This is a genomic window from Pseudoalteromonas sp. NH0006-46, assembly GCF_057547735.1.
This window is the reverse complement of the sequence record NZ_BAAJML010000010.1, coordinates 128,448-155,439: the sequence shown is the minus strand read 5'-3', so window position 1 is coordinate 155,439 and position 26,992 is coordinate 128,448. Positions and strand designations below refer to the sequence as shown.

29 protein-coding genes and 2 tRNA genes are annotated in these 26,992 nt (G+C 38.7%); 15 read left to right on the top strand and 16 right to left on the bottom strand.

Annotation, left to right across the window (positions count from 1 at the left end; genetic code table 11):
• Positions 1–591 precede the first annotated feature (591 nt).
• The 8 genes from AC27I2_RS17110 (at position 592) to AC27I2_RS17075 (ending at position 6,791) form a co-directional block, all read left to right on the top strand.
• Positions 592–1,524 carry a CHAD domain-containing protein gene (locus tag AC27I2_RS17110; protein WP_219423173.1) on the top strand — a complete coding sequence of 311 codons (933 nt, stop codon included), beginning with the start codon at positions 592–594 and terminating at the stop codon, positions 1,522–1,524.
• A gap of 25 nt (positions 1,525–1,549) precedes the next feature.
• Positions 1,550–2,449 carry a DUF350 domain-containing protein gene (locus AC27I2_RS17105; RefSeq protein ID WP_219423171.1) on the top strand — a complete coding sequence of 300 codons (900 nt, stop codon included), beginning with the start codon at positions 1,550–1,552 and terminating at the stop codon, positions 2,447–2,449.
• Positions 2,450–2,452: 3 nt separating this feature from the next.
• On the top strand, positions 2,453–4,174 hold the full coding sequence (locus tag AC27I2_RS17100) for a polyamine aminopropyltransferase (protein ID WP_487204956.1): 1,722 nt from the start codon (positions 2,453–2,455) through the stop codon (positions 4,172–4,174).
• Between the two features lie 80 nt (positions 4,175–4,254).
• Positions 4,255–4,668, top strand: coding sequence for a YjfI family protein (locus tag AC27I2_RS17095; protein WP_006793818.1), 414 nt, complete (start codon positions 4,255–4,257; stop codon positions 4,666–4,668).
• Positions 4,669–4,692: 24 nt separating this feature from the next.
• The gene (locus AC27I2_RS17090) at positions 4,693–5,385 is read left to right on the top strand and encodes a PspA/IM30 family protein (protein ID WP_006793819.1); all 693 of its coding nucleotides are present in this window, start codon (positions 4,693–4,695) and stop codon (positions 5,383–5,385) included.
• Between the two features lie 73 nt (positions 5,386–5,458).
• Positions 5,459–6,097, top strand: a complete 639-nt coding sequence (locus tag AC27I2_RS17085; protein WP_058405886.1) for a DUF4178 domain-containing protein — start codon at positions 5,459–5,461, stop codon at positions 6,095–6,097.
• The gene (locus tag AC27I2_RS17080; RefSeq protein ID WP_058405885.1) at positions 6,094–6,414 is read left to right on the top strand and encodes a hypothetical protein; all 321 of its coding nucleotides are present in this window, start codon (positions 6,094–6,096) and stop codon (positions 6,412–6,414) included. The genes AC27I2_RS17085 and AC27I2_RS17080 overlap by 4 nt, the downstream gene beginning before the upstream one ends.
• Before the next feature lie 191 nt (positions 6,415–6,605).
• Positions 6,606–6,791: a hypothetical protein gene (locus tag AC27I2_RS17075; RefSeq protein WP_058552775.1), complete on the top strand. Its 186-nt coding sequence runs from the start codon at positions 6,606–6,608 to the stop codon at positions 6,789–6,791.
• 25 nt (positions 6,792–6,816) lie between these two features.
• Here the strand turns inward: AC27I2_RS17075 and AC27I2_RS17070 are convergent, their stop codons facing one another.
• From AC27I2_RS17070 to AC27I2_RS17050, 5 genes are all read right to left on the bottom strand, one after another.
• Complete coding sequence (locus tag AC27I2_RS17070; RefSeq protein ID WP_058405884.1) at positions 6,817–7,221, bottom strand: hypothetical protein; 405 nt, start codon at positions 7,219–7,221, stop codon at positions 6,817–6,819.
• Positions 7,222–7,231: 10 nt separating this feature from the next.
• Complete coding sequence (locus AC27I2_RS17065) at positions 7,232–7,738, bottom strand: hypothetical protein (RefSeq protein ID WP_487204955.1); 507 nt, start codon at positions 7,736–7,738, stop codon at positions 7,232–7,234.
• 109 nt (positions 7,739–7,847) lie between these two features.
• Positions 7,848–9,221: a class II fumarate hydratase gene (locus AC27I2_RS17060; RefSeq protein ID WP_138530554.1), complete on the bottom strand. Its 1,374-nt coding sequence runs from the start codon at positions 9,219–9,221 to the stop codon at positions 7,848–7,850.
• Positions 9,222–9,232: 11 nt separating this feature from the next.
• Positions 9,233–9,598 (bottom strand): hypothetical protein, encoded by a 366-nt coding sequence (locus AC27I2_RS17055; RefSeq protein ID WP_257903645.1) that lies wholly within the window; start codon positions 9,596–9,598, stop codon positions 9,233–9,235.
• 94 nt (positions 9,599–9,692) lie between these two features.
• Complete coding sequence (locus AC27I2_RS17050; RefSeq protein ID WP_010558102.1) at positions 9,693–9,878, bottom strand: hypothetical protein; 186 nt, start codon at positions 9,876–9,878, stop codon at positions 9,693–9,695.
• A 196-nt stretch (positions 9,879–10,074) separates the two neighbouring features.
• Between AC27I2_RS17050 and AC27I2_RS17045 the strand changes: the two genes are divergently transcribed.
• A complete protein-coding gene (locus tag AC27I2_RS17045) occupies positions 10,075–10,665 on the top strand; it encodes a DUF938 domain-containing protein (protein ID WP_219423163.1) in 591 nt (196 codons plus the stop codon).
• Here the strand turns inward: AC27I2_RS17045 and AC27I2_RS17040 are convergent.
• The 3 genes from AC27I2_RS17040 to AC27I2_RS17030 all read right to left on the bottom strand — a co-directional run bounded on the left by AC27I2_RS17040 (position 10,642) and on the right by AC27I2_RS17030 (position 15,155).
• Entirely contained in the window at positions 10,642–11,781 is a 1,140-nt protein-coding gene (locus tag AC27I2_RS17040) for a GNAT family N-acetyltransferase (protein ID WP_487204954.1), read from the bottom strand. The genes AC27I2_RS17045 and AC27I2_RS17040 overlap by 24 nt on opposite strands.
• Before the next feature lie 134 nt (positions 11,782–11,915).
• The gene (locus tag AC27I2_RS17035) at positions 11,916–14,627 is read right to left on the bottom strand and encodes an ATP-binding protein (protein WP_487204953.1); all 2,712 of its coding nucleotides are present in this window, start codon (positions 14,625–14,627) and stop codon (positions 11,916–11,918) included.
• 72 nt (positions 14,628–14,699) lie between these two features.
• Entirely contained in the window at positions 14,700–15,155 is a 456-nt protein-coding gene (locus AC27I2_RS17030; RefSeq protein ID WP_058552770.1) for an Lrp/AsnC family transcriptional regulator, read from the bottom strand.
• A gap of 127 nt (positions 15,156–15,282) precedes the next feature.
• Between AC27I2_RS17030 and AC27I2_RS17025 the strand changes: the two genes are divergently transcribed.
• Positions 15,283–16,452: a PrnB family protein gene (locus tag AC27I2_RS17025; RefSeq protein ID WP_487204952.1), complete on the top strand. Its 1,170-nt coding sequence runs from the start codon at positions 15,283–15,285 to the stop codon at positions 16,450–16,452.
• A 1-nt stretch (position 16,453) separates the two neighbouring features.
• Positions 16,454–17,578: an aminotransferase class V-fold PLP-dependent enzyme gene (locus tag AC27I2_RS17020; RefSeq protein ID WP_138530544.1), complete on the top strand. Its 1,125-nt coding sequence runs from the start codon at positions 16,454–16,456 to the stop codon at positions 17,576–17,578.
• Here AC27I2_RS17020 and AC27I2_RS17015 read toward each other — a convergent pair.
• The 5 genes from AC27I2_RS17015 to AC27I2_RS16995 all read right to left on the bottom strand — a co-directional run bounded on the left by AC27I2_RS17015 (position 17,562) and on the right by AC27I2_RS16995 (position 20,640).
• Positions 17,562–18,050, bottom strand: a complete 489-nt coding sequence (locus AC27I2_RS17015) for an RNA-binding protein (protein ID WP_138530542.1) — start codon at positions 18,048–18,050, stop codon at positions 17,562–17,564. The two genes, AC27I2_RS17020 and AC27I2_RS17015, sit on opposite strands and share 17 nt — an antisense overlap.
• Before the next feature lie 309 nt (positions 18,051–18,359).
• Positions 18,360–18,452, bottom strand: a tRNA-Ser gene (locus AC27I2_RS17010).
• A gap of 50 nt (positions 18,453–18,502) precedes the next feature.
• Positions 18,503–18,593: transfer RNA gene (locus AC27I2_RS17005), tRNA-Ser, on the bottom strand.
• Positions 18,594–18,806: 213 nt separating this feature from the next.
• Positions 18,807–18,947 carry a hypothetical protein gene (locus AC27I2_RS17000; RefSeq protein WP_008128321.1) on the bottom strand — a complete coding sequence of 47 codons (141 nt, stop codon included), beginning with the start codon at positions 18,945–18,947 and terminating at the stop codon, positions 18,807–18,809.
• An 895-nt stretch (positions 18,948–19,842) separates the two neighbouring features.
• Entirely contained in the window at positions 19,843–20,640 is a 798-nt protein-coding gene (locus AC27I2_RS16995) for a YggN family protein (protein ID WP_487204951.1), read from the bottom strand.
• Between the two features lie 381 nt (positions 20,641–21,021).
• On the opposite strand from AC27I2_RS16995, the gene AC27I2_RS16990 reads away from it, so the two are divergent.
• Entirely contained in the window at positions 21,022–21,207 is a 186-nt protein-coding gene (locus AC27I2_RS16990) for a PA3496 family putative envelope integrity protein (protein ID WP_010558095.1), read from the top strand.
• 116 nt (positions 21,208–21,323) lie between these two features.
• On the opposite strand, the gene AC27I2_RS16985 is transcribed toward AC27I2_RS16990, so the two are convergent.
• The 3 genes from AC27I2_RS16985 to AC27I2_RS16975 all read right to left on the bottom strand — a co-directional run bounded on the left by AC27I2_RS16985 (position 21,324) and on the right by AC27I2_RS16975 (position 23,044).
• Positions 21,324–21,821 carry a glutathione peroxidase gene (locus AC27I2_RS16985; protein ID WP_487204959.1) on the bottom strand — a complete coding sequence of 166 codons (498 nt, stop codon included), beginning with the start codon at positions 21,819–21,821 and terminating at the stop codon, positions 21,324–21,326.
• A gap of 222 nt (positions 21,822–22,043) precedes the next feature.
• Entirely contained in the window at positions 22,044–22,343 is a 300-nt protein-coding gene (locus AC27I2_RS16980; RefSeq protein ID WP_138530981.1) for an AzlD domain-containing protein, read from the bottom strand.
• Positions 22,340–23,044 (bottom strand): AzlC family ABC transporter permease, encoded by a 705-nt coding sequence (locus AC27I2_RS16975; RefSeq protein ID WP_058404714.1) that lies wholly within the window; start codon positions 23,042–23,044, stop codon positions 22,340–22,342. Before AC27I2_RS16975 ends, AC27I2_RS16980 begins: the two co-directional genes overlap by 4 nt.
• Positions 23,045–23,288: 244 nt before the next feature.
• On the opposite strand from AC27I2_RS16975, the gene AC27I2_RS16970 reads away from it, so the two are divergent.
• The 3 genes from AC27I2_RS16970 (at position 23,289) to AC27I2_RS16960 (ending at position 26,929) form a co-directional block, all read left to right on the top strand.
• The gene (locus AC27I2_RS16970) at positions 23,289–23,945 is read left to right on the top strand and encodes a cytochrome b/b6 domain-containing protein (protein WP_219423158.1); all 657 of its coding nucleotides are present in this window, start codon (positions 23,289–23,291) and stop codon (positions 23,943–23,945) included.
• Between the two features lie 204 nt (positions 23,946–24,149).
• The gene (locus AC27I2_RS16965; protein ID WP_138530985.1) at positions 24,150–24,719 is read left to right on the top strand and encodes a chitin-binding protein; all 570 of its coding nucleotides are present in this window, start codon (positions 24,150–24,152) and stop codon (positions 24,717–24,719) included.
• 134 nt (positions 24,720–24,853) lie between these two features.
• Complete coding sequence (locus AC27I2_RS16960; protein WP_487204950.1) at positions 24,854–26,929, top strand: S9 family peptidase; 2,076 nt, start codon at positions 24,854–24,856, stop codon at positions 26,927–26,929.
• The last annotated feature ends 63 nt before the right edge of the window (positions 26,930–26,992 follow it).

Below are 26,992 nucleotides of genomic sequence, written 5' to 3'. Positions count from 1 at the left end.
GTCCATGCCGAACTCAGTAGTGAAACAAAACAGCTCGAAGGCGAGCCCCGACCAATGATAGTGTCCCATTTGCTATGTGAAAGTAGGACATTACCAGGCTTCAAATAAAAGAAAGCCCGATTCGAAAGAATCGGGCTTTTTTACGTCTATAGAAAAATAAAGTTAAGCATTTTCTTCTCCAAAGCGCAGCGTCTCTTAAGCGAAGCGCCTCTTTGTTAACAGTGTTTTGGCTATTGAATGCATTGAGCGATGGTAGTGCAACATTTCACTGTGACTTTTCACCGCGGTGGGCATCACAATATTCTACTTTGTAGCGCACCGACTTCAAATAAGCGAAACCCATTACAGCAATGTGGTGTTTTTTTTACTGTTTGGGATAAAGTAAACACCAAGCTACGATCCACTCCTCAAAGATTTTAATCAGCGTAAAAATTAAGTTAGTTATATCCAGTGCTTAGAGCATAAGCTTTTACATTTTGTTATACGTATTATTCTTTACATCTCTTCTCATTTTGTTGCAATTTCATTCTTGGCTTACTAAGTGAGCTGTGTAAGACTACTGATGTTAATTTAGTAAATCAGGTGACATGAATGTCGAATAGTAAAGTTTGGAAACTTATAGGCCTGTTTTGTTTGTTTACGGTGCTTGTAGGATGTCAATCTAAAGAAGAGCAATTGCAACAAACAATCCAAGAGTCTATAAAAAAAGCGGATGCTGAGCTATCACAGTTAGGTAGTGCGCTAGATAATGGCAGTATACGCAATGCTGTATTACTTAAAGAGTATGGTGCGCTTCTAAAAAAACAACAGCCAGAACTTGCAAATGTTGTTGATGTAATTACCTTAGATGCCTCACGCCAAGGTGCACTTTATAGTGGCTTATCACAGCGACTTAAAGAGATTAAAAGTACCTACTTAATTCCTCCATATGAAGATACTTTACACAGTATCGATCTTTTACGCGAAGCAGCAAAGCCGACTCTGTTTTCTGATGCGTTAACCGATCCTGTAAATATGCTAGCTGACATGTCGAATGGGTCATTGGCACGTGTTGGTGCTATTAGCCAGCAAGCTGAAGGCGAAGGGGTAGGCAACCAAATGGTCGGCAACCCTAATTATGGAAACTGGCAAACTAATAGCAGTGGCATCAGCTTTTGGCAGTGGTACGGTATGTACCGGATTTTGGGTGATGTATTTGACAGGGTTGAATATGGAAGCTGGAGTAAACGCCGTAAGTATAGTTACTACAATGACTACGGTCGTTACCGCTACTCAAGCCCTAAACAAATTAAAACACAAAGCGCATTAGAAACACGCACACGTCAAACATACCAACGTCAAGGCAAGCAATTCACAAGCCCTTATGCGAGTAAAAAGACAGGGGCTTCAGGTTTGAGTCGCAGTAGTTATACACCGCCTAAAAGCCGTAGCAGTTACTCGCGATCAAGTAGCTATAGTAATAGCTCCGGTTCGGTTCGTGACAGTGGTAGCAGAACCTCTCGTGGCGTGAGCCGTGGTAAGTAAAGAATAAAGTTGGAGTTATAATAATATGTACGAATTTAATGGAATAACTATGTGGTCGCTGCAAGCATTGGCAATCGATTTCGCTGTAATAGTGTTGTTATTTGTGAGCCTTAAATACATTAAAGGCTGGGTTTCGAACTTGCATGCCAATGATGAAATAACCGAGCGCGATAACTTTGCTTTTGGTATTAGTTTTGCTGCTGGTTTAGTTGCGCTTGCAATTGTATTAACGGGTGTTAGTAGCGGGGCGTTTGCTGCAACACTTCAGCAAGAAGCGTTACAAATGATTGGTTATGGCGCGCTTGCTATCGTATTAATTAAATTAGGTCACTTCTTTCAAGATAAAGTAGCGCTGCGTAAAGTAAGTCTGCACGATGAAATAGTCAAAGGTAATGTTACTGCGTCAATTATTGATTTTGGCCACGTAGTCAGTGTTGCAGTGGTTATACGCTCTGCATTGCTGTGGGTTGCTACAGAAGGATGGCATGGTTTACCTGTTGTTATTGCAGCCTTTGTTATTGGCAGTATTGTATTATTGTTTGTAAGCCAATACAGAGTTATGTTATTCAAGCGAACCAATAAAAATGGCGATTGTCTTCAACAAGCTATCATTGATGATAACTTAGCCGTTGGCATTCGTTACGCAGGCTATTTAGTGGGAAGTGCATTAGCTATCACAGCGGCAACAGGTATTGCCCCTTACGCTGCTGATAATATTAATGCTAGCTTATTGTATTGGGCTGTTAGTGCAATTGTGAGCTTGGTTGCGTTTATTATTTTGCATTTGGTGACTATTAAAATAATTTTATCGGGTTGTGATATTTCTGATGAAGTTAATCGTCAAAAAAATGTGGGTGTAGCAGCTATTTCTGCAGCTGTGTCGTTTGCTGTAGGCATCACAATGGCAACTTTATTAGGCGCATAATCAGTGTCAACTACAACCCAAAGCCCAAGTAAGTCACGCTTACTTGGGCATGATATATTACTTATTACTGTAATGGCCGTGCTCGCTGGGTGCGGCCTTATTTATGAATACCTACTCTCTCATTACGCTGGTCGAGTATTAGGCTCTGTAGAAAGTGCTATTTACGCAATGATTGGTACCATGATAGTTGCCATGGGGTTAGGGGCATTTTTAGCGCGTTGGTTTAAAGATGCCTTTACCGCATTTGCTTGGTTAGAAAGCATAATTGCTTTGATTGGTATGGGCTGTATTTTAGCGATAGCCAGTGTCATTGCGGTTAGTTATTCACTTCCTCATCTATTTTCAAGTATTTTTAATCTGCCCCCTGATGTTGTGCTCAATGGTTACGTATTTCAAAAGCTGCAAGAATGGTCGCGCTTTTTGCCTTATGTATTTGGCTTAATTTTAGGATTATTTATTGGCATGGAAATACCGCTTATAGCGCGTATTCGTCAGCATGTGTATGGCCGATTCTTAGAAAATAACGCGGGTACAATTTATGGTGCAGACTACATTGGTGCAGGTATTGGCGCAGCAATTTGGGTGAGCATAATGCTTGCTATGCCGATAATGCAAGCCGCCGCATGGACTGCTTTGTTTAATATTATTGCAGGTCTTGCCTTTTTATGGCGTTACCATGCCCATGTACGTTTTGCTAAAGCCTTATTGGTTTGCCATATTCTACTACTGGTGTTGTTTGGCTTTATTTTAGTACTTGGTAGTAGCTGGATGAACAGCCTAAGCAATGTGTTGTACAAAGATAAGGTTATTTATTCTCAAGCGACTAAATATCAACATGTTGTTTTAACCGAGAGGCTAAGCAAAAACCAAGCGCAACCCATTACCGACCTGTACTTAAATGGTCGCTTACAGTTCTCTAGTGTTGATGAGCAAATATACCATTCAATGCTCGTCTATCCGGCTATGCTTGCCTCTAACCGTCACGATAAGGTGTTGATTATTGGCGGGGGGGACGGTTTAGCACTCAGGGATGTTTTAAAGTGGCCAGTAAACGAAGTCACTCTAATTGATTTAGATGGACAACTACTTGATTTATTTGGTCATGAAGACGATAAGTTTCACTCACCAGCGGCTATTACGCAGCGGCTGGTAAACCTTAATAACGACTCAATGAAAGACCCCAGCGCACAAGTTATTGTAGGTGATGCCTTTTTAGAAGTGGAAAAGTTACTCGATCAAAATAAACAGTTTGATACTGTTATTATTGATTTACCTGATCCAAATCACCCAGACTTGAATAAGCTTTACAGCGATTATTTTTATAATCACGTACGTCAGTTGTTGGCTCCTGATGGGGCTATGGCCGTGCAATCAACGTCGCCGTATCATGCAAAAAAGGCGTTCTTGAGTATAGCCAAAACGGTAAAGGCGGCTGGGTTTGATTACGTGGAGCAATATCAACAAAATATTCCATCGTTTGGCCAGTGGGGATGGACAATCGCTACAAAAATGGGCCAACCAGCAAGTGCAAGAATAAATAATATAGACATTATGCCGGTATCGTCACGATGGATAAGTAAAAAATATTTACTTGCAAGTTTTGCATTTCCTAATCAGTATTTTGAACAAATAAAAGACATTGAAGTCAATAGGTTAGGGTCTGGTCAGCTTTATGATTATTACCGATCAGCATGGCAAATAGAAAGTGAACTGTATAAAAACTAACAAAACATGGTTGACATAATATGTCTGCCGTGCGAATCTTAACTCAGACATAATATGTCAAACAACACAAAGGCAGAGACATGGAATTAAACGAACTTTCAATAAAATTAGCTTCTTTTGAAACTGAAGGTGCTAACTTTGAGTCTTTCTTGATTGCCAATCCAGGTGAGCAAGATGTTTTACAAGTCATTGTTGATGGAAATGATGAACTTCCAATTTTTGTTACGCAAACTCAAGAGCAGTTGTTATGTATTAGCTACTTGTTTGGCGAAGACGAAGTAAAGAGTGAATTACGCAACGAGTTAAACGAAACATTACTACGTTTAAACGTGCCAATTCCACTAAGTGCATTTGCTAAAATCGATAATAAATACGCGATTTTTGGTGCACTGTCGGTAAATTCATCATTAGATGACGTTACCCACGAACTAGTGACATTAGCTGATAACGCTATTGACGCACTAGAAGCCGTGACCTTGTATTTAAACGATTAGTAACTAGTTAGTGGAGTTAAGATTATGAGTATATTAAAAAAATTATTTACAGCTGTACGTGGCGGTGCACGTGAAGCAGGCGAAGCAATTGTAGATGCAAATGGTATCCGTATTTTTGAACAAGAAATTGCGGATGCACAAAATGCACTTCACCGTGCTAAAAAGAGCCTGACAGAAGTAATGGCTAAAGAAATGCAGACTAAGCGTAAAATTAGCGCAGTAGATGCATCAATTGCCGAGCACGAGGCTTATGCAGGCCAAGCACTTGAAAAAGGCAATGAAGCTTTAGCATTAGAAATTGCTGAAAAAATTGGTGATTTTGAAGCTGAAAAGGCAGAAAATGAGCAAGTTTTAGCGGGCTTTAGCAATCACATTGTGACACTTAAGCAGCAAGTTAAAGATGCTGAAAAGTCGATTAAAGAAAACCAACGCCAACTTACTATGGTGAAAACCACTGAGAGCGTACAGCAAGCAACAATGGCTGTTAACAGTACACTTAATACCAATAGCTCGTCGATGACCTCAGCTCGACAATCACTTGAGCGTATTAAGCAACGCCAACAAGATCGTAGCGACCAGTTAGGTGCTGCAAAAGAGCTTGAGTCGGAAGTGAATGGCGACGATTTAAAAGCTAAAATGGCTGAAGCGGGTATTGGTGACACCAGTCCAAAAAGTGCTGACATTTTAGCGCGTATTAAAGCTAAGCAAAACGGCTAATAGTACGTACATTATAAATGAAAGGTAATTAAGCTGTGCTTAGTTACCTTTTTTGCTTAAGGGATGCTTCATTATGTTTAATTTTTTCAAATCTAAAAAAGAGCCAGAACGTCAGCTTAATCATGCAAGTGAGTTAAAAAAAGGCGACATGTTCACAGTGATCGATTCGTTCGCTTATCCGTCTTGGTTAAAAGGACAGACGTTGCGTGTTATTGATGTACAAACTTATCAATATCAGCACAGTAGTGACACTGAGTTTGTGCTTGAGACCAACAGCGGGCAAGTCGTATTTTTGCAAATTGCACAAGAAGACGGTGAGCAGTGGGCTAATTTTTCGATAAAAGTTCAGCGAGATGAAGTTGATGATATTTTCACTCTTGATGAATTTGCTCGTATTTTTGATGAAGAGTCATTAACGCATATTGCAGTTAAAAATACCCCCGAGCGTTTTATGCAGTTTTTGGCTAAAAGTTACCAACAAACTGAGTCGCCGTTTGTTTGTTATTTTCATAATAAAGACTTTCGTGGTCAAAGCTTACCGCGCTATGAACAAGACGGTGGTGAGCCCTGTGAAATGATATGTTTAGCATCGCCTGATGAGGGGCATAGTTTAAATATTGAAATTTGGGATGGCGGCGAAACCGAAGTGTCATTAACACTTACGCGTCCAATTACCGATATTGTGGATTTATTTCCTGGAGACGCGAAGTGAGTGATGCTAAAGATAAGTGGTTACGCCAAGAGCAGGCCGTGCGTGCTACACAAATGGCATTTGATTTAAGTAGCGATGTTCAAAAGCAAATAAAAAAGCAAGCAATTGACCAAGAGCTCACACCATCAGATATGATCCGGAAAATACTTGGCTTAGATGTAAAGTCAAAAAAAACGCGTCAGCGCTTATCGTTCAATTTAAATGACGATGAGATAGCGCAATTAGCGAGCCGTTTTGATGTACCCAGTGAAGATAAGCGTGCGGTAAAGCAACAAGTTGCAGAGCTTCTAATTGCGCATACTAAAAAAACAAAATAGTTAACCTGATCTCTGGGTAATGAATCTATATCAAGCAATTATTTCGGCTAGAGAATATCACGTTTGAAAAGGTTATTTTACATTGTACTCGTAAAGCGATTAACCAGAGTTTAAGTTAACTAAAGCAGTGCTTTTGCGTTCTTTGTATTAAGCCCTTACACTAAAGGTAACAACGATAAAGAAGTACTGCTTTGAATATTATACTGATTACTTACCTAATTATTTTTGCGTTATTTGGTACTGCAGCAAGTTATTTTGTGCGTTTTATATATGCGTACTGGATACTAAAAACAATGCCAATGAAATACATACTTAAAGCAGGGATATGCGTGCTGTTGGTCGTGGTTATTTCAGCGCTTATTCCGTACTTAAGTTAACGCTGAAATCCCCCTCAACACTTCATTACTTGATATCGATTGATTGGCATTGCTGGTTAATACATAGCGATTGTACTTCAATAACCGGTAAACAATCAGTTAATGATTGCTGTTCATTTTGATTTTTTTCTTGTTCGGTGATTTGCTGCGCAATGCTTTCTGCTTGTTCTTGTGGAGTATTTAGCGTTGAATAAACGGCATATTTACTCGGTCCACCGCAGGCTCGCGCTCCTACTTCAAGTACTTTGCACTGAAAGCTTGCCGTACAGCCGTTGTTATCAACTATATTGGCAAGTTGGCTATTTAAAGCCGACAAGCTTTGGCCTTTAGCGCCATTTTCAGGTGCTGTGGTTGAGCAGCCACTGAGTAATAAAATGCTAGCAGCAACACTAAAAATTGATAATTTTACTGTCAATGTTAAACCACTCATATTGTTATCCTTAAAATACACTTACCGCTGAGCCTTCAAGTTTAACACACTTATTTTTAACGCACTGAGTGCTTGGTGTTGTTAAATGCTGACAAATACTCATCATTCCCTTTTGCGCATTAAAATTACTTTCAAGCTCGGTGATTGTTTTACTGAGTGTTTTTACTTGTTCGTCGCTTGCTGCTTTAGTTGAGTAAACTTCAAAGCTACTAGGGCCACCGCATGCACGACTACCTACTGCAATAACTTTACATTGCATACTAGTATCGCAGCTTGTATCTGCAATAAGCGTGTTTAACTGGGCTTTAGCTGTTGTAATATCTTCAACTGATACCGCTTCTACACTTGTATTTGAAAGTGCGTCAACGTCACTTTTTGTTTGAGTGGTTTCTTTTAGTGTTTGTTGTTGTGGTTTTATTACTTCAGCAGTAGTTACTGATTCTTTTTCTGCTGGTGTTTTTTCTAAACACGCACTTAAACAAAGGGGTAAAACAAGAGCTAATAATACAGGGCGCATAAGATACCTTGATAGTGATGAATAATTCATCACTATCATACACGGTGCATTTTTAACGGCAATAAAAACTATATAATCAAGTAATTAAAGCCAAAGTATACGGGCTAGTTTAAAGGCCACCTTGTGTAAGCTTGGTTGGATTAAGCAGTTTTTCAAGTTCGCTACGCGGTAAATCGGTTTCTTGCTCTGCAACATCTATAATGGGACGCGCTTGTTTATAGGCTTGCTTCGCTATTTTGGCCGCTTTTTCGTAACCGATCACCGGATTAAGTGCAGTTACCAAAATAGGGTTTTTAGCAAGCGCGCGGTCAATGTTAGCTTGATTGACGACAAATGTGGCGATGGCTTTTTCTGCTAAAGCTTGGGCGCTGTTTGCTAGTAGCTCTATGCTTTGCAAAATATTATAGGCAATAACAGGCAGCATCACATTTAGTTCGAAGTTACCAGATTGGCCTGCAACAGTAATTGTGGCGTCATTACCAATCACTTGTGCGCTAACCATGGCAGCGGCTTCTGGTATAACGGGGTTTACTTTACCCGGCATAATGGATGAGCCTGGTTGTAGGGCTTCAAGTTCTATTTCGCCTAATCCTGCAAGAGGGCCTGAGTTCATCCAGCGTAGATCGTTCGCTATTTTCATTTGAGCTACAGCGAGTACTTTTAATTGCCCAGATAGTGCAACAATGGCATCTTGCGAACCAATATTGTAAAAAAAGTTATTGCTTGGCGAAAACTGTATACCTACATTTTTAGTCAGGTTCTTGCTAAATACATCAGCAAACTTTGGGTCGGCATTAATACCCGTACCAACAGCTGTGCCACCTTGTGCAAGTTCACATACCCGTTCGAGTGAACGGTCAATGCCCGTAGCAGCATGATTAATTTGAGATTGCCATGCATTAAGGGTTTGCTCAAATGTAACAGGCATCGCGTCCATTAAGTGGGTGCGACCCGTTTTAACAATAGCGCCTATCTCGCTCTTTTTATTCTTTAAATGTTGCGATAACTTCTCAAGGGCGGGTAGTAATGATTGTCTTACGGCTATGGCACTACTTAGCGCGATAGCTGTAGGGACTACATCGTTTGAGCTTTGCCCCATATTTACATCATCATTGGGATGTACAGGATCCTGCTGAGTACTGGCAAGGGTTGCGATTACTTCATTGGCGTTCATATTAGAGCTTGTTCCTGAACCTGTTTGAAATACATCAACAGGAAACTGGTCATAATGCTCACCATCAATAATCGTTTGGCAAGCGAGCTCTATTGCGGTTGCCTTGGTTTTATTAAGATGCCCTAGCTCATAGTTACTTTGTGCTGCAGCTTGTTTTATATATGCCAGTGCCTTTATAAATTGTGCTGGCATAGTGAGAGAGCTAATAGCAAAGTTATTAACAGCGCGCTGCGTTTGCGCTTGATATAAAGCGTTAACAGGTACTTGTAACTCGCCCATACTGTCTGATTCTGTTCTAAAGTTGCTCATTGATCTGCTCCTTAAAAAGGGTTGAATTCGTGACTAAGAATGCGAGCTTCACGCTCAAGTAATAAAAATTTAGCACGACTATTGTGGCTTATGTAGAAACGCTTTAATGCAAGTAATGGTTTGTGTAGCTGGTGTAGGCATTGTTTGCGAATTGCATTATGAGTAAGAGGGTCGCACATTTTATTTATAATTTCATGGTGTGTGCGTCTAAGGTAATACTCTTGAAGTAGCGGGTTATTAAGTTGTTCAAAGTTTTTAGCCACGTTAAGAGCAGCGTCTATATAATGAGCAACGAGCATTGGGGCATGCAGGCCTGGTCGTTTGCAATTAAATGATAGGGTGGGCTGGTAGCTATTTAAGGCGTGATTTGAAGACATAAAAAAACCGACTCAACTAATGATAATAGTTATCATTACATTTAATCGGTTTCAGTGTAAATAGTTATTATAAAAATTATTTACGGCGTGAATTTTAATTGTAGCCGAGAATAAATATCTGGTCTGTTTCATGTTTAGTGATCGCCTTCTGATTATGTTTAGGGTGAGAAAGTAAATCAATTACTGTTGCTCTCATATCAAGGGTTTCACTGTGATCGTCGGTACTTTTTTCGGTTATAGCTACTGCTGCGTCAACAGCGGTATAGGGAGGCATATGCATAATTTTATCCTTTTGTGATTAGTTAATTAACCCTTAAATGGGTTAATTATATTGCTGCATAATACATACCAACCAAGCGGGTTATATCTAACCGCATGATTATATTTAACTTAATAAATTAAGCATAATTAGTCACGACAACATATTGCAAATTTGCTTTACTATTGTGCAAATATCCACAATTTTGGTGCACTCAATGACAAAGCCATTTTCACAAGCATGTGAAAACAATAAAGGCCCTATTTTAGAGCATTTAAACAGCGCGTTAATAAACGTTAAAACAGTACTAGAAATTGGTTCTGGAACTGGCCAGCACAGTGTGTTTTTTGCTGAAAAATTACCTTATCTACAATGGTATACAAGTGATCGCGTGATTAATCATGAAGGTATTACGCTATGGCATGGTGAAGTGGATTTAGCTAATTTACATCCCCCTATTGAGCTTGATTTAAACCAGCCATGGCCTATCGACACAGTAGATGCAATATACACTGCAAATACATTTCATATTGTAAGTTGGTCACTAGTTGAACGGTTTTTTGACGGGGTTAAACGCCATTTGAATGATGAAGGCGTTGTGTGTATTTATGGTCCTTTTAAGTACAAAGGTGAATACACTAGTCAAAGTAATCAGGAGTTTTGCACCTTTTTAACTGAGCGAGATCCTTTGAGCGGCATAAGAGACTTTGAAGCTGTTGTGCATTTAGCACAACAAGTAGGACTTAAGCTTATAAGTGATCATGCTATGCCTGCTAATAATCAATTACTCATTTTTAAACGGCAGTAATGAAGTGCACTGCGCTTTGTAAAGTGCAATATGCTGGCGCTCTCGAAACAAGTAGTCTTCTATAGCACTGTTAAAATCATTGTTAACAATATGGTGGGCAGAGTAAGTAGTGACGGGCTCAAAGCCTCTCGCTATTTTATGTTCCCCTTGTGCACCTGAATGAAAGCAGTCGAGTTTATGTTTAATAGCAAACTCTATCCCTTGGTAATAACATAGCTCAAAGTGAAGGGCGTCAATATTTTCGCTTGCCCCCCAGTATCTGCCGTAAAGCGTGTTTTCACCAATTAAACTAAGTGTTGCAGCAACGACTTCGCCGTTTTTTTTGGCAAGCATAATAACTAACTGTGATGCCATCAGTGCATGTAAAAGGGTAAAAAATTCGCTATTTAGATAGCCTAGATGCCCTGATCGCTTCAGGTAAGTGCGCTGATAAAACTCGCAGAACACCTGCATGGTTTCAGGTGTAATATCTGCACCTTGTAGCCAGTCAATACTGATATTTTGCTGTGTTATTTTAGCGCGTTCCTTTTTTAGCGATCTACGTTTACGCGAATTTAGCGTGGTTAAAAAATCATCAAAGATATCAAAACCTTTATTAAACCATTGAAATTGAACGCCCTCTCTTAGCATAGAATGCTGCGTAGTGAGTAACTTTGCTTGTGTTTGGTCGCAAAAATTAACATGCCAACCAGACCATCCTTGGTCAATGCCGTGTTTGCAGAGTTGATCTGTAATATAGCTATATACAGCAATGTGGTCTGTATGATGAATGGCAATGCGTTTACCTTCAATTGGACTAAATGGCACGCCTGAGAGCCATTTAGGATAGTAGCGAAGACCATTTTTTTCGTATGCTTCAGCCCATGCCCAATCAAATACATATTCACCGTATGAGTGGCTTTTTAAATAACCTGGTGCAAGCGCTATTAACTTACTCCCTTCATAAACAGCTAAATGATAGGGCTGCCAACCACTTTGCGGTGTTACACATTGGCTTTGTTCTAAGGCGTATAAAAAGGCATGTTGAGTAAAAGGTTCATCACCAAAAAAAGCATGCCACTGCGCTTGCTCTATTTCAGTAATATTTTTAAACCATCGATGAGAAAAGCTGCGCATAACATCTGACCTTTTACATACACGTAATTTTTAATTACGCACACAAATTTTAATTATATTGAGTATACGTGGATTTAACTGTTTATTACGCTAAGTGACAAGTCAATTTAAAGCTATGCAAGAGTTGATTAACATTATGTAGCGCCTGCTTTTACAAACTGGTTTAAACACTCGGTTAGTTTTGTAAGCTCTACAGGTTTTGCTAAATGTTCATTAAAGCCCGCTCTTTTAGCTTTAATTTTATCTTCTGGCATGGCGTCAGCGGTTAATGCAATAATAGGAAGCTCTTGTTGTGATTTAAACTCGCGTACTAATTCAGTTGCTTTGTAGCCATCCATTACTGGCATCTGACAGTCCATTAACACAAGATCAAATGCTTGTTTTTTTATCATTTCAATTGCTTCTTCCCCATTTTCAACCAAGTGTGGAACAATGCCTAATGACCCTAACATCGCTTTTATCACCATTTGATTGACGGGATTATCTTCTGCTACCAATATATTTAAAGAGGCAATATTAATATCTTTTGATATAATGTTGGGTTTTAACTCGGGCTCTGTGGTGTGTAAGTTTACGGTAAAGCTAAAGGTTGAGCCTTTACCCAAATCACTTTGTAAATTGAGCGTTCCTCCCATTAGTTGGCATAACTCCTTAGCTATTGTTAAACCAAGGCCAGTCCCTCCAAATTTACGAGAAGTTGAACTATCGGCTTGGGTAAATGCGTTAAATAAGGTGTTATGTTGGCTTTTTTCAATGCCTATGCCAGTATCGGTTACTTTTATGCTTAACTTCACTTTGTTAATAGATACAAACTCAGTGTCTATATCGAGGGTGACGCTTCCGTCATTAGTAAATTTAATCGCGTTACTACACAAGTTCAGTAGTATTTGCTCAATGCGCATTGCATCACCTACAAACCAAGTATCGACTGGTAAGTTACACTTGATCATCCATTTAATATTCTTATTTTCCGCACTCTGCTCAAACATAGTGTCTATGCGTTTTATAAGGGCTTTTGGATCAAACGCAATCGACTCAAGTATTAAATGTTGTGACTCGATTTTAGAGATATCAAGCACGTCGTTTATTAAATTTAACAAGCTATTTGAAGATGAGTAAATTTTTTCGAGATAGTTGTGAAGCTTTTCAGCATCATCATCTTTTTTGGCAAGTGACGATAGGCCAATAATGGCATTCAATGGAGTGCGAATTTCGTGACTCATATTAGCCAAAAATTGGCTTTTAGCGCTATTGGCTAAATCAGACTGCTTTTTAGCTTTTACCAGTGAGTTTGTTCGTTCGGCTACTTGACGACTAAGCTCTAGTTGCTGCTGGTTAAATAGCATTAACACTACAATAATAAGTAAACACACAGCGGTTTGTAGCATAAGTAAAAATAAAGACATTTCAATGTTTTGCTGAGAAACATAGTTTTCTTTAAGTGCTAATTTTATGAGCCATTGTTGCCCACCAAAATTAATATTGAATGACATTAACTGGCTTTGGGTTGCTTGCTCAAAGTTTTGAGAGTCGTTACTGTAAAAGGCGGGTTCGTTGTCATATTCAAACACATCAATAGAAAACATTTCAGATTGCTGCTGTGTAATAGCTTGTTCAATAATTTTATGCGCCAAAAATACACCGGTGGCATAGCCCTTTATATTTTCATTTTGACCATAGACAGGCGCAAATAATAGGTAGGCGGGTGTTGGCGTATTTGTTTGGACTAATTGAATGATTTTAGTGCTAATAGGCAAATACTTAATAGCTGGATTTTGCAAAGATGCTTTTCGATCTGGGTTTGAATATACATTAAAGCCAACCGCCTTTTGGTTACTTTTTAAAGGTGCTATGTATTTAACGACCACTACAGGGTCATCATCTTCGAGCGGATCACCAACAATGTTTATATTTTTCCGATAAATTTTTGACATTGTATCGCTGAGTGCTTGACGCTGCGCTTGTGTTATTTGTACATTCCAAGACAATGCTTTAATAAATGAATGTTTTTCAAGTAGTTTATTTGCTGAAGCGTAAAAGTCTTGCTCATTAAACTCAGATGATGATTGTACTTGGCTTGCTAAGCTTTGCACGGCGATAATACTTTGATTTATATACCGGTATAAACTGTTTTCAATAACTTCAACTTCTCGCTCTGCAATTTTAATGGTATTTTTGCTGTTTTCGCGTTCGTAAATTTGTGCTGTAAGCGCCACAGATATAAATAAAATAGAGCAAACTGCAATGGTTTCAAAGGCTAAAACTCTACGTTGTCCTGGTGCTTTGGGCAGTAACGACAATAAAAAAGGTGAGGCAATAAGTACCCCTAATATATCTCCTAACCACCAATAAATAACATGAAGCCAATGGTCCTCAATACTATAAAGTGGGTTAAAGTTACTTAACGCAAATACACCAATATTCGATGATAGTAAGCTTACTAAAACAGCAACTACAGCAATAAAATAAGCAATGTTTTTTCGTTTACGAAAATAAAGCGGATTTCCCAACCAATACCTAAGTAATGCAGCACCTACCATAGCCTGGATAATAACGCCAAAGGCAATGTAAATGGCCTGAGTAAACGTATTGCCGACCAGCATTACTTCATGAGCTGAGTTATCGAATATATTTAAGTTAAATGCAATTGCTGCAGCGAATAAAGGGGGAATAAAGCGCCACCACCAAATATAACAGCCAATTAAAGCAACCCCCGCGGGTAACCAAATAGGTACTATTTGCGAATTAAATGCAAACGCAGTAAGGCCAATACCCAGTAAATAGTATGCTAGGGCAAATAGTATGTAGAAAATAATTGATTGAAAAGTTGAGGTGAATATTCTCACATAATATCCATATATTTATGTTTTGGTTTTTAAAATATTAGTATAGCTAACAACACTTTATTTGCAGCACTATTACAACGGAAGCTGCTTTTTAGTAAATGATTGCTTAAGTACCACCGTTGACTCTATGTTAGCAATACAACTTAAGCCACCTAATTGATGCTTTACAAATTGTTCATAGCTTTCAAGATCGTTGGCAATAATTTTCAATAAATAATCATAACTACCTGATATTACACTGCACTCTAATACATGAGAAAGTTTTTCTACGGATTGTTCAAATTGATCTGCCGCGCTAACTGAATTTTGATTTAACCTAATAAAAGCATATACCAATACATTGAGATCAAGCGCTTTAGGATTAATTGCAGCGTGATAGCCCGTAATAATATGTTCTTTTTCTAGTTTTTTAATCCGTCTTAAACAGGGAGTATCAGATAGGCTAATTGTATTTGCGAGGTCAGACACCGATATTCTGGCATTTGCTTGCAAGGTAGTAAGTATTTGCTGATCTTTTTTATCTAACATATTTTGGTAACTACTTTTATTATTTTAGTGATTTCCCCTAAGTATAGGCTTTTTTATACATTTTTTTGACGATTTACGCTCGCACGACTCTGTTAGCATTTAGTCATAAAAATAAAAGAGCATAATAATGAATACACATACGGCTATATTTGATGATTGGATAAGAACTGAGTTTGTAGAAATAAACACTGAGCTAGAGCATCTTTATTGGCAGCAAACCGATAAAGCACATGTTGAAGGTGTTGGCGAAGCGTTAAAGTTGCAGCTAAAAAATCAAGGTAATGCGCTAATTTCACATTTATTAGCAGAGGGAAATACCGATCAAGGGTTCGATCGTGCATTTGATTTATTGGGCAATGTTGGTTTATTTATGGCTGCATGTCGTCGCCATGAGATAACAGAACCTAGCAGAGAAACTACATCACCCCTGGTAGAGGCATCGGCATTGGCAATGCATGTTGGTGCGTCGATTGGTGTAACCCCTCGGTTTGCTACAGCGCATTTAACTACCCACAATAAAGCTGTTAACGGCAACTATAAACGCTTTACTCAATTACCTGATGAAAAACTCTTTTTAGACTATAACACCCAAGGCATTTTGGCGTACAAGCGAGCTAGTGATGCTTTGTTAAAAATAGTTCCGCTTGGCATATCACACCCTTTATGTGGTGAATTACTCAATGTTGCAAAAGATGCGCTCATGAATGTGATTGAATCAAATAATGCGTTATACAAACAGCTTGATACCGAGCGTTTTTTTAATTGTGTTCGCCCTTATTACAAACCATATAGAGTGGGAAAAGAGGTTTATCGAGGTGCAAACGCAGGCGATTTTGCCGGAATTAACGTCATTGATATGTTACTTGGCCTATGCAGTGCAAATGAGCCCAGTTACTCACAAATGCTGGTGGACAAGTTTTTATATATGATGCCAGAAGATCAGCAAATATTAAGAGAATCTATGCGTATTCAAAGTTTTATGGATGATTTTTTGCATGCTCATAACAGCAAAAGCGCTCACTGGTTTAAGCGTCATGCGCAGCTTTTTATACAGGTATGTAAGCTTCATGGTGACACCGCTATCGGTCATCATAACCAACTGGTAGAAAAGTTTATCGCGCAACCATCTAAGCGAATGCAAGAACAGCATTTAAGTAAAGTTACGGCAAGTGGGCCACCATTGAATGTATTGTTAGATTCGCTTGAAAAATTAAGAGACAGGCGCGCAGCAGCAAAAAGAGACGATATAAAAACGCGATTTGACGATCTTAACTTATTAAAAGAGTGGGTAAAGTAATATGTTTAAAGATGATTTTTGCATAGCTGAAGGGAGTTATTTATTAAGCCACTCTGTCGGTAAGCCGTTAAAAAGCATGGAGCGGCATTTTGCAGAACATTACCTATCACCATGGCAAGATTCAAATAAAGAGCCATGGCAGCAATGGCTACCTCAAATAGACGCGTTTACTTCTGCGTTAGGTAAGTTATTTAATTCACCAAGCTCACAGTTTTGCCCGCAGGTTAATTTATCAAGCGGATTAACTAAGTTAGTGATGTCACATCCTCAATTGCAACGAAAGCACTGCAAAGTTCTTATGGCGCAAAGTGACTTTCCGAGTATGGGGTTTGCCATGCAAAAGGCGCTACCGCCTTGTGCGCAAATTGTGTTTATTCCCGAAGAGGAAAACCTAAGTGAACTATCTGTATGGGAGCGTTATTTAACTTGCGATATAGATATGGTTTTTGTAAGCCATGTTTATTCAAATACGGGGGTGCAAGCACCGATAAACGATATTGTATTGCGCAGTAAGACTACTAATAGTCTTTCAATAATTGATGTGGCGCAATCTGCTGGAGTGTTGCCTGTGGATTTAACGACACTTGATGCCGATTTCATGATTGGATCGAGTGTTAAGTGGTTGTGCGGTGGACCCGGTGCTGCTTATTTATGGATTAATAAAGACCAACTAGCACAGTGTAAACCTAAAGATGTAGGGTGGTTTTCTCACGAAAACCCCTTTGAGTTTAATATTAATAATTTTACTTATCACCATAGCGCACTTCGATTCTGGGGGGGAACACCCTCTGTTGCGCCTTATGTAATTGCTGCCCATAGTATTTCTTATTTTGCAGAGCTAACAGCGAACAAGGTAAGAAGGCACAATCTAGCGATGATTTCGGATATTCATCAGCATTTAAGTGAATTTGTTGTATCGCCATTACATAGCAGCCAATGCAGTGGAACAGTTATTTTGTTTTTTGATAAAAAACAGCTGCAGGTATTAACCGCGCTAAGCAAAGCAAACATTAGCGTTGATGAGCGCAAATACGGAGTGAGAGTTTCACCACATATTTATACAACTAAAGAAGATATCAACGCGCTGATCAAAATCATAAAGCAAGCCCTTAAGGAATTTGACTAAGTAACTGCTTACGTTGACGCAAAGCATCTATCTGTTGTTGTGTACGCGTAACTTTTGATTCATAGGCGCTAGTAATTGGTGCGGTTTTTTTTGCAATGGCGTCAGCAATAGAAGAAGCGCCTAAACGGTTAGCTTGATCTTGTGTTACATAGCTGGCTTGCTGTACTTGCTCTTGATAGGCTTTTTCTGTTTGTTTAAGCGTTAATTGTAGTTTGCTTATTTCACGCTCTATTTGCTGAACTTCTAAAAAGTTATCTACTGAAGAGTCTGTAATGTTGTTACTTGGCGTACTGTTTTTGTAGGCTTCAATAATGTTTGTTTCTTTTACAGTGATAACTTCCGCATTTTTTGCGCACGGTGTTTGGCTAAAGGTAGGAACGCCTTTAATTACACACTTGTATACCGTTGTATTTTGCGAAAAAGAAAAAAAAGGTAGCGCTGTGCATGTAATTAACAATATGAATCGGTTCATAGCGAAACCTGAAGTGGCTATAGTTTTATTAATAATGCACTAAGTTATAACGGGTTACAATTTGTTTAATTTTAATAAATTTTAGTCATAAAAAACCACAATTAAGTGGTTTAAATCTAGTATGCGGTAGAGAGGGAGGGATAGACTTGCTTACATCCATGTAATCAACCGCTACGTGACGCTTGCAGCGGCCTAAACTGTTCCCGAGACTTTATCGAACCCTGTCGAGGGTTCTCACCCTCCCCGTTGTTAACGGAGTTAAAATTCAGGCACAAAAAAACCACAATTAAGTGGTTTATATCTAGTATATGGTGGAGAGGGAGGGATTCGAACCCTCGATAGAGCTACAAACTCTATACTCCCTTAGCAGGGGAGCTCCTTCGGCCACTCGGACACCTCTCCAACGCATAACCGGTTGTGTTAATGATATTAAAAAACCACCAACTAGAATATGGTGGAGAGATAGGGATTTGAACCCTAGATAGGCTACAAACCTATGCCGGTTTTCAAGACCGGTGCATTCGACCACTCTGCCATCTCTCCGTGACGCAGAATAATACTTAGGTGGAGGGGGTGTGTAAATAGCAAAATGTTTGTTTGCCTAAAAAATAGACGTAAATGCGTGTTTTTTTGTAAATAGAGGGGAATTGATACTATTTTTAATAAAATAAAGAGGTTGCAGCAAACAAAGGGAGCTAAAAAAGGTTTTTAGTGGTTGGGTGTTGGCTGCACCAAAAAATAATCATGGTTGGATGATTATTTGTACTGAGCTGCGCCGCCAAGTGCTAGTTTTTTACCAAGCGTATTAAGTCTGGCTAGCATTTTTGCTTTTCGGTTAGTTGGTTTAACTGCAATTTGTGTGTTTGCTGTTTGGTTTAATGTATTTATAGGGTTCATCACTTGGCTCCGGGTTTAGGTTTGTTGAAAACATGCGCATTTTGCATGCGAAACGTACAAAAATAAAACGATAAAAATTACATGTGAGGCATTAGTTATATTTATCTGAATTGACGTTTGTTAACTAAGTGTTTAATTGTGTTTTTTCTATTTTTTGATTTTTATATTGTTTTTATATTGTTTAAGCTGTTGCTAAATAAGGGTTATTTTTTATTTTGCTTTTTATTTATGCATATTCCATTATTTTTATTGGGTAATTATTCAGATTATTTTATTTTGGTTTTTACTTGTGATGTTCATAGCATTTTTCATGGCGCTTGATAGGAGTGTTCAGTGCAATAAAAAATCGTTATTAATTTAATATTTAAAATATTAATTGACCTAAAAATATAATTTTTTCAATGTTGGGGCTTTTAGTAAATAAAAAGCGCCTACTTTAAGGTAGGCGCTTTAGTGTTAGTTACGTTTAAACGTGTCTAACTGGGGATGGAGCCGCTCAGCTTTTTGCTAAGGGCATTAATTTAAGAGCTAATCGTTTACTGAATACTTTAGCCTTGCGCAGCGACTCTAAATTGGGTGGTTAAAGCGCTAGTGTTATCAAAAACAGAGTAAGGCGTATGAGCTAAATTTAAGTTTATAAAAACGTTAAAAGTGATAAAGCTAACGTAATGACGCTGTTTTTATACTTATTATTTAAATAGGTAAAAGGGTGAACGAAGTCTGTATCTGTATAAAGCCACAAAGCTGTTTACTAAGGCAAGTGCTAACCAGACCAATGCCCCGTAATCTGAGCCGAACAACATAAACGAGGGAAAAGAGAGAAAGCAGATACAAAAAAGCAGCATTCAATAAAATGCTGCTGAAGGGATGTTAAATAGGGAGAATAAAGTGCGGGTTATTTAACGTGTTTAAAGGTAAATAATTGATACCCTTCTAGCTCAGGAACTAACGTTACTAGCTGCTCTTCTTGTTTTGCAATTTCAGCAAAATTACCGCACAGTGAATTAGCGCGTTGCTCTAAATTGTTTGCGTGTAACTCTACTTTTTCTTCAATTTGTGCGCCCATGTTTTCCATGCGCTCTTCAAATGCATCCATATCACCACCCGAACCTAATAATTCAGATCCAAGCGCGACCAATATACTGCCCATAGATTGCATGACTGCTGATTCAACGGCAGTTTCTATTTGTTTTTCAAACTGGTGTTCAAAGTTTTCACCAAATTGGTTAAAACTTTGCTGGCCCATAACAAAGGTGCCTTCTTGATAAAACGTGTTTTCTACTTCCAAGCGTATATCGTCCATTAACGACGACATACCGTCTAAGCCGTTAATGTTAAACGCATTGCCTACTTCTTCTAAAGCGACACCGGCGATTTTTACACCGTCTAATGCAATATTAGCGACTTCCGGTAACTGTGTGCGTAAGCTATCGGAGTATTGAGTAAGTGCTTGGCGTTGTGAGTTATTAAGTGCAACAAACTCACCATTTACCATTAAATCGCCGTTATTGTTAAATTGCATAGCTTGGTTTTTTGCTGTAAAAATTTCTAGTTCGTTTGGCTTAATGCGAACATCATTTTTAAACTCCACATCGCATTGATCGTTGCTAAATGAAATTGTTGAATCGCTGTCGTTGTGTGCCATAGCAACAGGTGTACAGATTAATGCGCTAACTAATAGTAATTTTTTCATTTGATGACTCTATTTTTTGTTGATAACAAATAACTAATAACAAGTTTGGTGCCACTATTTTTTTATTAACAAAAGCAATGGTTTATATTTTTTGTTGGGGTTGATGGTCTGTTTTGTTTTTATTATTAGGCTATATTTTGGCGAATTTAACCAACGAATATAAATTTATAAAAAAAATTTATCGATACGATAAAAAACTCTCACTTTCCACAATTGCAATTTAGCGCTATTTATTCACATTAATGACATGAAGGCTATTTACTATAGCTTTGTGGCTTTACTTTGATGCTAATTTGCACAGCATATTGGTGTTAAATTTTTTAATTTACCAATTACATTAATTAAAGCGTAATTGGTCTCAAACACTTTATGGAGTGGGTTGTGGGTAAGACATTTAGTTACGATGCGCTAGATGATGATTTTGTTGAAGACGAATACGAAATGGTCGGTCGAAATCAACACGATAAAAACAAGCAAAAGGTTAAGAAAAAGTTGGAAGACTACCTTGAGCAAAAACGTTTGCGTAAAAATCTAGGCGAAGATGACTTAAGCGATTACATCGATTAAATTGCACTAGTATAAATACACTACCAATAAATAACCGCCGGTTAAGTGTACAGGCATGTACGCTTAATAGGTTGTTACATTGGCAATAAAGAGGCTATTTGCCTCTTTATTACTTTTTACTGCGCGCTTTTAGCCTTAGTTAATGCTTTTTGTATCGTTAGCTCTAACTTTTCTGGCTTAGTAAAAGGGGCATAGCGTTTAATTGGCGTGCCATCGGCTGCAATTAAAAATTTGGTGAAATTCCATTTTATTTTTCGAGTTAAAAACCCCGGTAATGCTGATTTCAAAAATCGGTATACAGGGTGTGCATTTTTACCATTCACATCAACTTTGCCTGCTATTAAAAAGCTGACCCCGTAATTTACTAAGCACCCTTGCTCTATTTGCGAGGCATCCCCTGGCTCTTGTTGGCCAAATTGATTGCACGGAAAACCTATAATCACTAACCCTTGACTGGCGTATTTCTCATGAAGCGCTTGTAAAGATGCGTATTGGTAGGTAAACCCGCATTTACTTGCTGTATTAACAATGAGGACAACTTTTCCCTCAAAGTCATCAAAGTTTAGAGGTTGTCCTTGTAGGCTTGTTGCGCTTAATTGATGAAACTTTTGCATAGTGGCTTCTTGTTTTTTTTGTTGGAGCATATTTTAACGCGGTAAGAGGGTTACATAAAGTATAAAATTTAATCGTGCCGTGAGGTATAAAAACCCGTGTTCTAAGTAAAAAGTGAGTAAGGTTTCCGCGCCCTTCTCACACCCTTGGATTACATCTATGTAGGCAACAAAGAGTGGAGAGCCTAGGCTGCGAAATATTTAATTTTAAGAGGTCAATAAACCTTAATTTAAAATTAGAAACAAGCCCATACCAGCAAGTGTTGTGTAGTAAATATTATGCGTTTTATAAGCAACAATAATGGCTACAATAGCGGCACTTAAATAAGGGTTTTGCCAATGCAAATTTATGCCTTCGTCGTTCAAAAATACGATAGGTACCCAAATAGCAGTAAGAACGGCCGGTGCGCTAAAGCTCAAAAACTGCTGCATTTTGGGCCCTACTTTAAAAGGTAGTGAGCGGTGTAAAAACAAGTAACGGGTAAAGAATGTAATACAGGCCATAAGTAAGATAGTGGTCATCATGGTTTAGTTTCCCTTTTAGCTGAAAGTCTTGCCGTTGTATAACCAGCACTCATTGCTAATAATGCGGAGCACACTAGCCATAACTCAAACCCTGTGCTTTTTAACCATGTAGCAGTAACACCTGCAACAATAACAGTGACTAAAGATGCGGCATTTTTAATACCTGGGATAACTAAGGCAATAAAAGTAGCTGCAATTGCAAAGTCGAGCCCTAAGTTAGTTAAATCGGGAAGCATAGAGCCTGCAACAATGCCTATTAATGTCCAAATATTCCATGCAATGTAAAAACTAAAGCCTGCACTTAGCGCATAAACTAAACGCACTTGTGTGCGATAAGCTTTGCGGTGGTGAGAAAAGGCAAATAATTCATCGGTTAATACAAAGCTAACAGGTAAACGCCAGCGCATTGGCTGATCAATCACTTTATGCCTGACAGCAAGCCCATATAAAAAATGACGAGAGCTAATGATAAACGTAGTGAATAATATGGTCAGCAAGGGCGTGTTGCCCGCCATAAGTTCAATCGCGACAAGTTGAGCCGATCCTGCAAAAACCAGTAACGACATAGCTTGCGTTTCAAGTGCAGTAAACCCATTTTGAATAGCTAAAGAACCACATAATATTCCCCATGGAATGACGGCTAAGCAAAGCGGAAGCATATCTAAAAAGCCTTTTATAATCGCTTTTTTAACTGGTTGCATAGCATTTACCTTGCTGGCTTGTAGAATGGAAGATAATGATACCTTATTATAAGGTGAAAGTGATTAACATGAGCTCTGGATAATAAATCTTTCTCAAGCAGTTAGTTGCAGTGCTAACTTGGTTGAATTTACTTGCATTAGGCCAGTTAGTAACGCATAAACTTTTATGTTTTCACTGAAAATCTCTAGCTAGGGTTCAGATTAATTATTATTGAATGATAATGTTTATTAGAGGGTAAATATAATGACAACAATAAAAGTATGGGATGGGTTTATTCGGTGTTTTCATTGGCTGTTAGTCATAAGTATTGCCGTTTTATATTTTAGTGTAGAAGAGGGGATGATTGAGCTACATTTTGTTGCTGGATTCTTTACTTTAGCGCTCATTGTTACGCGGATAGTATGGGGGATCGTTGGCAGTAGAACTGCGAAATTAAGTGGCTTGATTCACTCACCTAAGGCTCTGTTTCAGGGTCTCAAAAAGCCGGTAGACACCATAGGGCACTCTGCCCCTGGAAGCTATATGGTCCTTGCTTTTTTTGCGCTCATTTCAACGCAATTAATTACCGGGCTGATGAGCAGTGATGGCATTTTAACTGACGGCCCGCTTGTTGAATATGTATCGAGTGATGCAGTAGATTTTGCTAATTGGTTGCATCACCTCAATTTTGACATATTACTGTATGCAATAGGTTTGCACATAGCGGCAATTGTTGTATACCGAATTAAAGGTAAGCCTTTAGTCAAAGCAATGATCACCGGAGAAAAGGCATTAAAATCAACCGATGTAGAAAGACCCGTAACTAAGTCGCCTTGGCTCGCGTGGGCTATATTTGTAGGCTTACTGTTATTGCTTGCATTTACTTGGGGGCAAGAGCCTTTACAGTACTTATTTGGATGAATTGGTTTTTAAAGCAATACTTAATGATTGGTTGTAAATCTCGGTTACATTCTTTTGTTTGATTGTTAAGTAGTGGACGCATATAATTAGTACTTTGCTGACAAGTGAGCTGTTCGTAGTATGACAGTATTACTTGTTGTTATTGGTGCTTTTTGTTTATTCATAATGAATAAACAATGTCACTCTTAAGGTGTTGCCGTGTTTATGCATACGTCGTTGGCCTGCGGGGAATGGTCAACAATTGGTTGCTTAAATCATCACACTCAATTATTTATTGGTGATGTGGTGAAAGTAACCTTTTACGACATGCAAGGAGAGCTAATTAGCTTATCGTTTGACTTCAAAATTACTTCGTTTGAACAAGGGGAGCCTCACGCTTGGCCGCGTTTGATAGCAGAACACATTAATGTTCATATTCCTTTGGTTAGTGCAGGAAAAATGACGGAACAAGGTTTGATCGTCGCTTATCGGAATAATAAAATCTTTGCATTGCAAAGTAGCGGTATATACAAAGCACATATTGATTTTCATTGTATTGCGAAATGCGACGAGCGTGAAGTAAGTACGCAATCTTATGAGTATGTTTACCCTGAACATAGCGAACGCTATAACGCGGGTACTAAAGTATTACAGCCTAAAGATGGTTGCATATATCAATGTAGGCCTTGGCCTTTTAATGAGCTTTGTCGAAAGGCAAAGGATACACACTCAATATTTGAACCAGGTATAGGTAAAAGCTGGGCTATGGCTTGGCTGCAATTATCAACTAGGTAAAAACATGTTTCTTCCCATAGGTATTACAGGTTTAGGAATAAATCGGTTACCTTTAAGCCCACTCAACTATTGAGTGGGCTTTTTTATTTTTATGATAAACTGCGAACATTATTATTTTTTTAAATTGGTTTTTTGTGTCTAGTTCAGACTATTCTTTAAGCGTATTGCCTCATTCCCCTGTTGCTAAAAAGCAGCCTAAAACACTCATTACTCATGATAAAAAGCGGATCGACGATTACTATTGGATGCGTGATGATGAGCGCAAAAATGAAAAAGTACTTGCGCACTTACAAGCCGAAAATAACTATTGCGATGAGCAATTAGCAAGCATTAAACCCTTGCAAAATACCTTGTTCGAAGAGTTAAAAGCGCGCATTGTAAAAGACGACAATTCTGTGCCAGTTAAAGATGGCAAATACTGGTATCACTCTGAAGTACGAGGTGACGATGAATATGCGCGTCATTATCGTAGCACAAGTATTAAAGCTGAAAATAAAGCCCTTTTGCTAGATGTAAACGAGCTTGCACAAGATTTTGAATTTTTTGACCTTGGGGAAGTTGCATTAAGCCCTAATGAGCAGCTTATGGCGTATTCACAAGATACTGAGGGTCGCCGTATTTATAACGTTCGCTTTAAAAATTTATCAACAGGCGAAATGCTTGCAGATGAGCTTGAAAATACAGAAGGCCAAGTTGTTTGGGCAAACGACAATAAAACCGTTTTTTATGTCAAAAAAGATCTGCAAACTTTATTAGGCTACCAAGTGTTTAGACATGAGCTGGGAAGTGAGCAAGATCAAGATGTTTTGGTATATGAAGAACACGACAGCAGCTTTTTTATGGGGCTGGGTAAAAGCCGCGATGAAAGTCTTATTATTATAGACTTGGCGTCTACCGAGTCGAACGACACCTGGGTGCTTGATGCAAATAATCCGCAAGGTAATTTTAGTGCACTTATGCCGCGAGAAGAGTGCCATGAGTTCGATGTGGATAAGCTAGGCAATACGTTTTACATTGTTACTAACTGGCAAGCTAAAAACTTTAGGTTGATGACAGCAACCGAGCAGACCATTGCCGATAAAACTCAGTGGCAAGAGCATACAGCCCACAGAGAGCATGTATTACTTGAAGGCGTTGAGTTATTTAATGACTTTTTAGTACTCAGTGAGCGTGAACAAGGTCAAGCACGGTTTGTTGTAGTAAACAAAGAAGGCGAGCGTATGGCGCTTGAGTTTGACGACCCTTGTTACTACGCTGCTGTTGCAATGAACCCAGAGCCAAATGTTATAACGGCGCGCATCTATTACTCAAGCTTAACCACTCCGGGTTCTTTATACGATGTTGACCTAAAAACGGGTAAAAAAACCTTATTGAAACAACAAAAGGTACTAGGTGACTTTAACGCGACTGATTATCAATCTGAGCGGTTGATGGTTACCGCGCGTGATGGCGTTAAAGTTCCTGTTTCTGTTGTATACCGAAAAGACAGTTTTAATAAAGATGGCACCAATCCACTGTTTCAATATGGTTATGGAGCTTATGGTTACACAATTGATCCGAGCTTCTCTAGCACGTCGCTCAGTTTACTAGACCGTGGTTTTGTTTATGTAATAGCACATGTGCGTGGTTCCGAAATGTTAGGCCGCAATTGGTATGAGCAAGGTAAAAAAACACATAAACAAAATAGTTTTAGTGATTTTATTGATGTAACGAAGGCGCTGATTGCACAAAACTACTGTGACAGTAGCAAAGTTTTTGCATCAGGCGGCAGTGCGGGGGGCTTACTTATGGGCGCCGTGCTTAATCAAGCCCCACAGTTATATTGTGGTGTAGGGTGTCATGTGCCATTTTTAGATGTGCTGACTACGATGCTTGATGAAAGCATTCCGCTTACCACTAACGAGTATGATGAGTGGGGGAATCCTAACGATCCGCAATTTTATGATGTAATAGAGGCGTATTCGCCTTATGACAATATAAGCGCACAAAATTACCCTAATATATTAGTCACTACAGGCCTGCATGACTCGCAAGTACAATATTGGGAGCCCATGAAGTGGGTTGCTAAAATGCGAGAATACAAAACAGATAATAATATTTTAGTATTTAAAACTGATATGGATGCAGGTCACGGCGGCGCATCTGGACGCTTTAAAAGCTTGGAAGAAAAAGCACTTGAAATGGCATTTTTTATTGCGTTGGTTGAATGATACATTTTGTTAAATAAACAAAAAAGCCTCAGTGTTAGCTGAGGCTTTCAAAATAAGAATAAC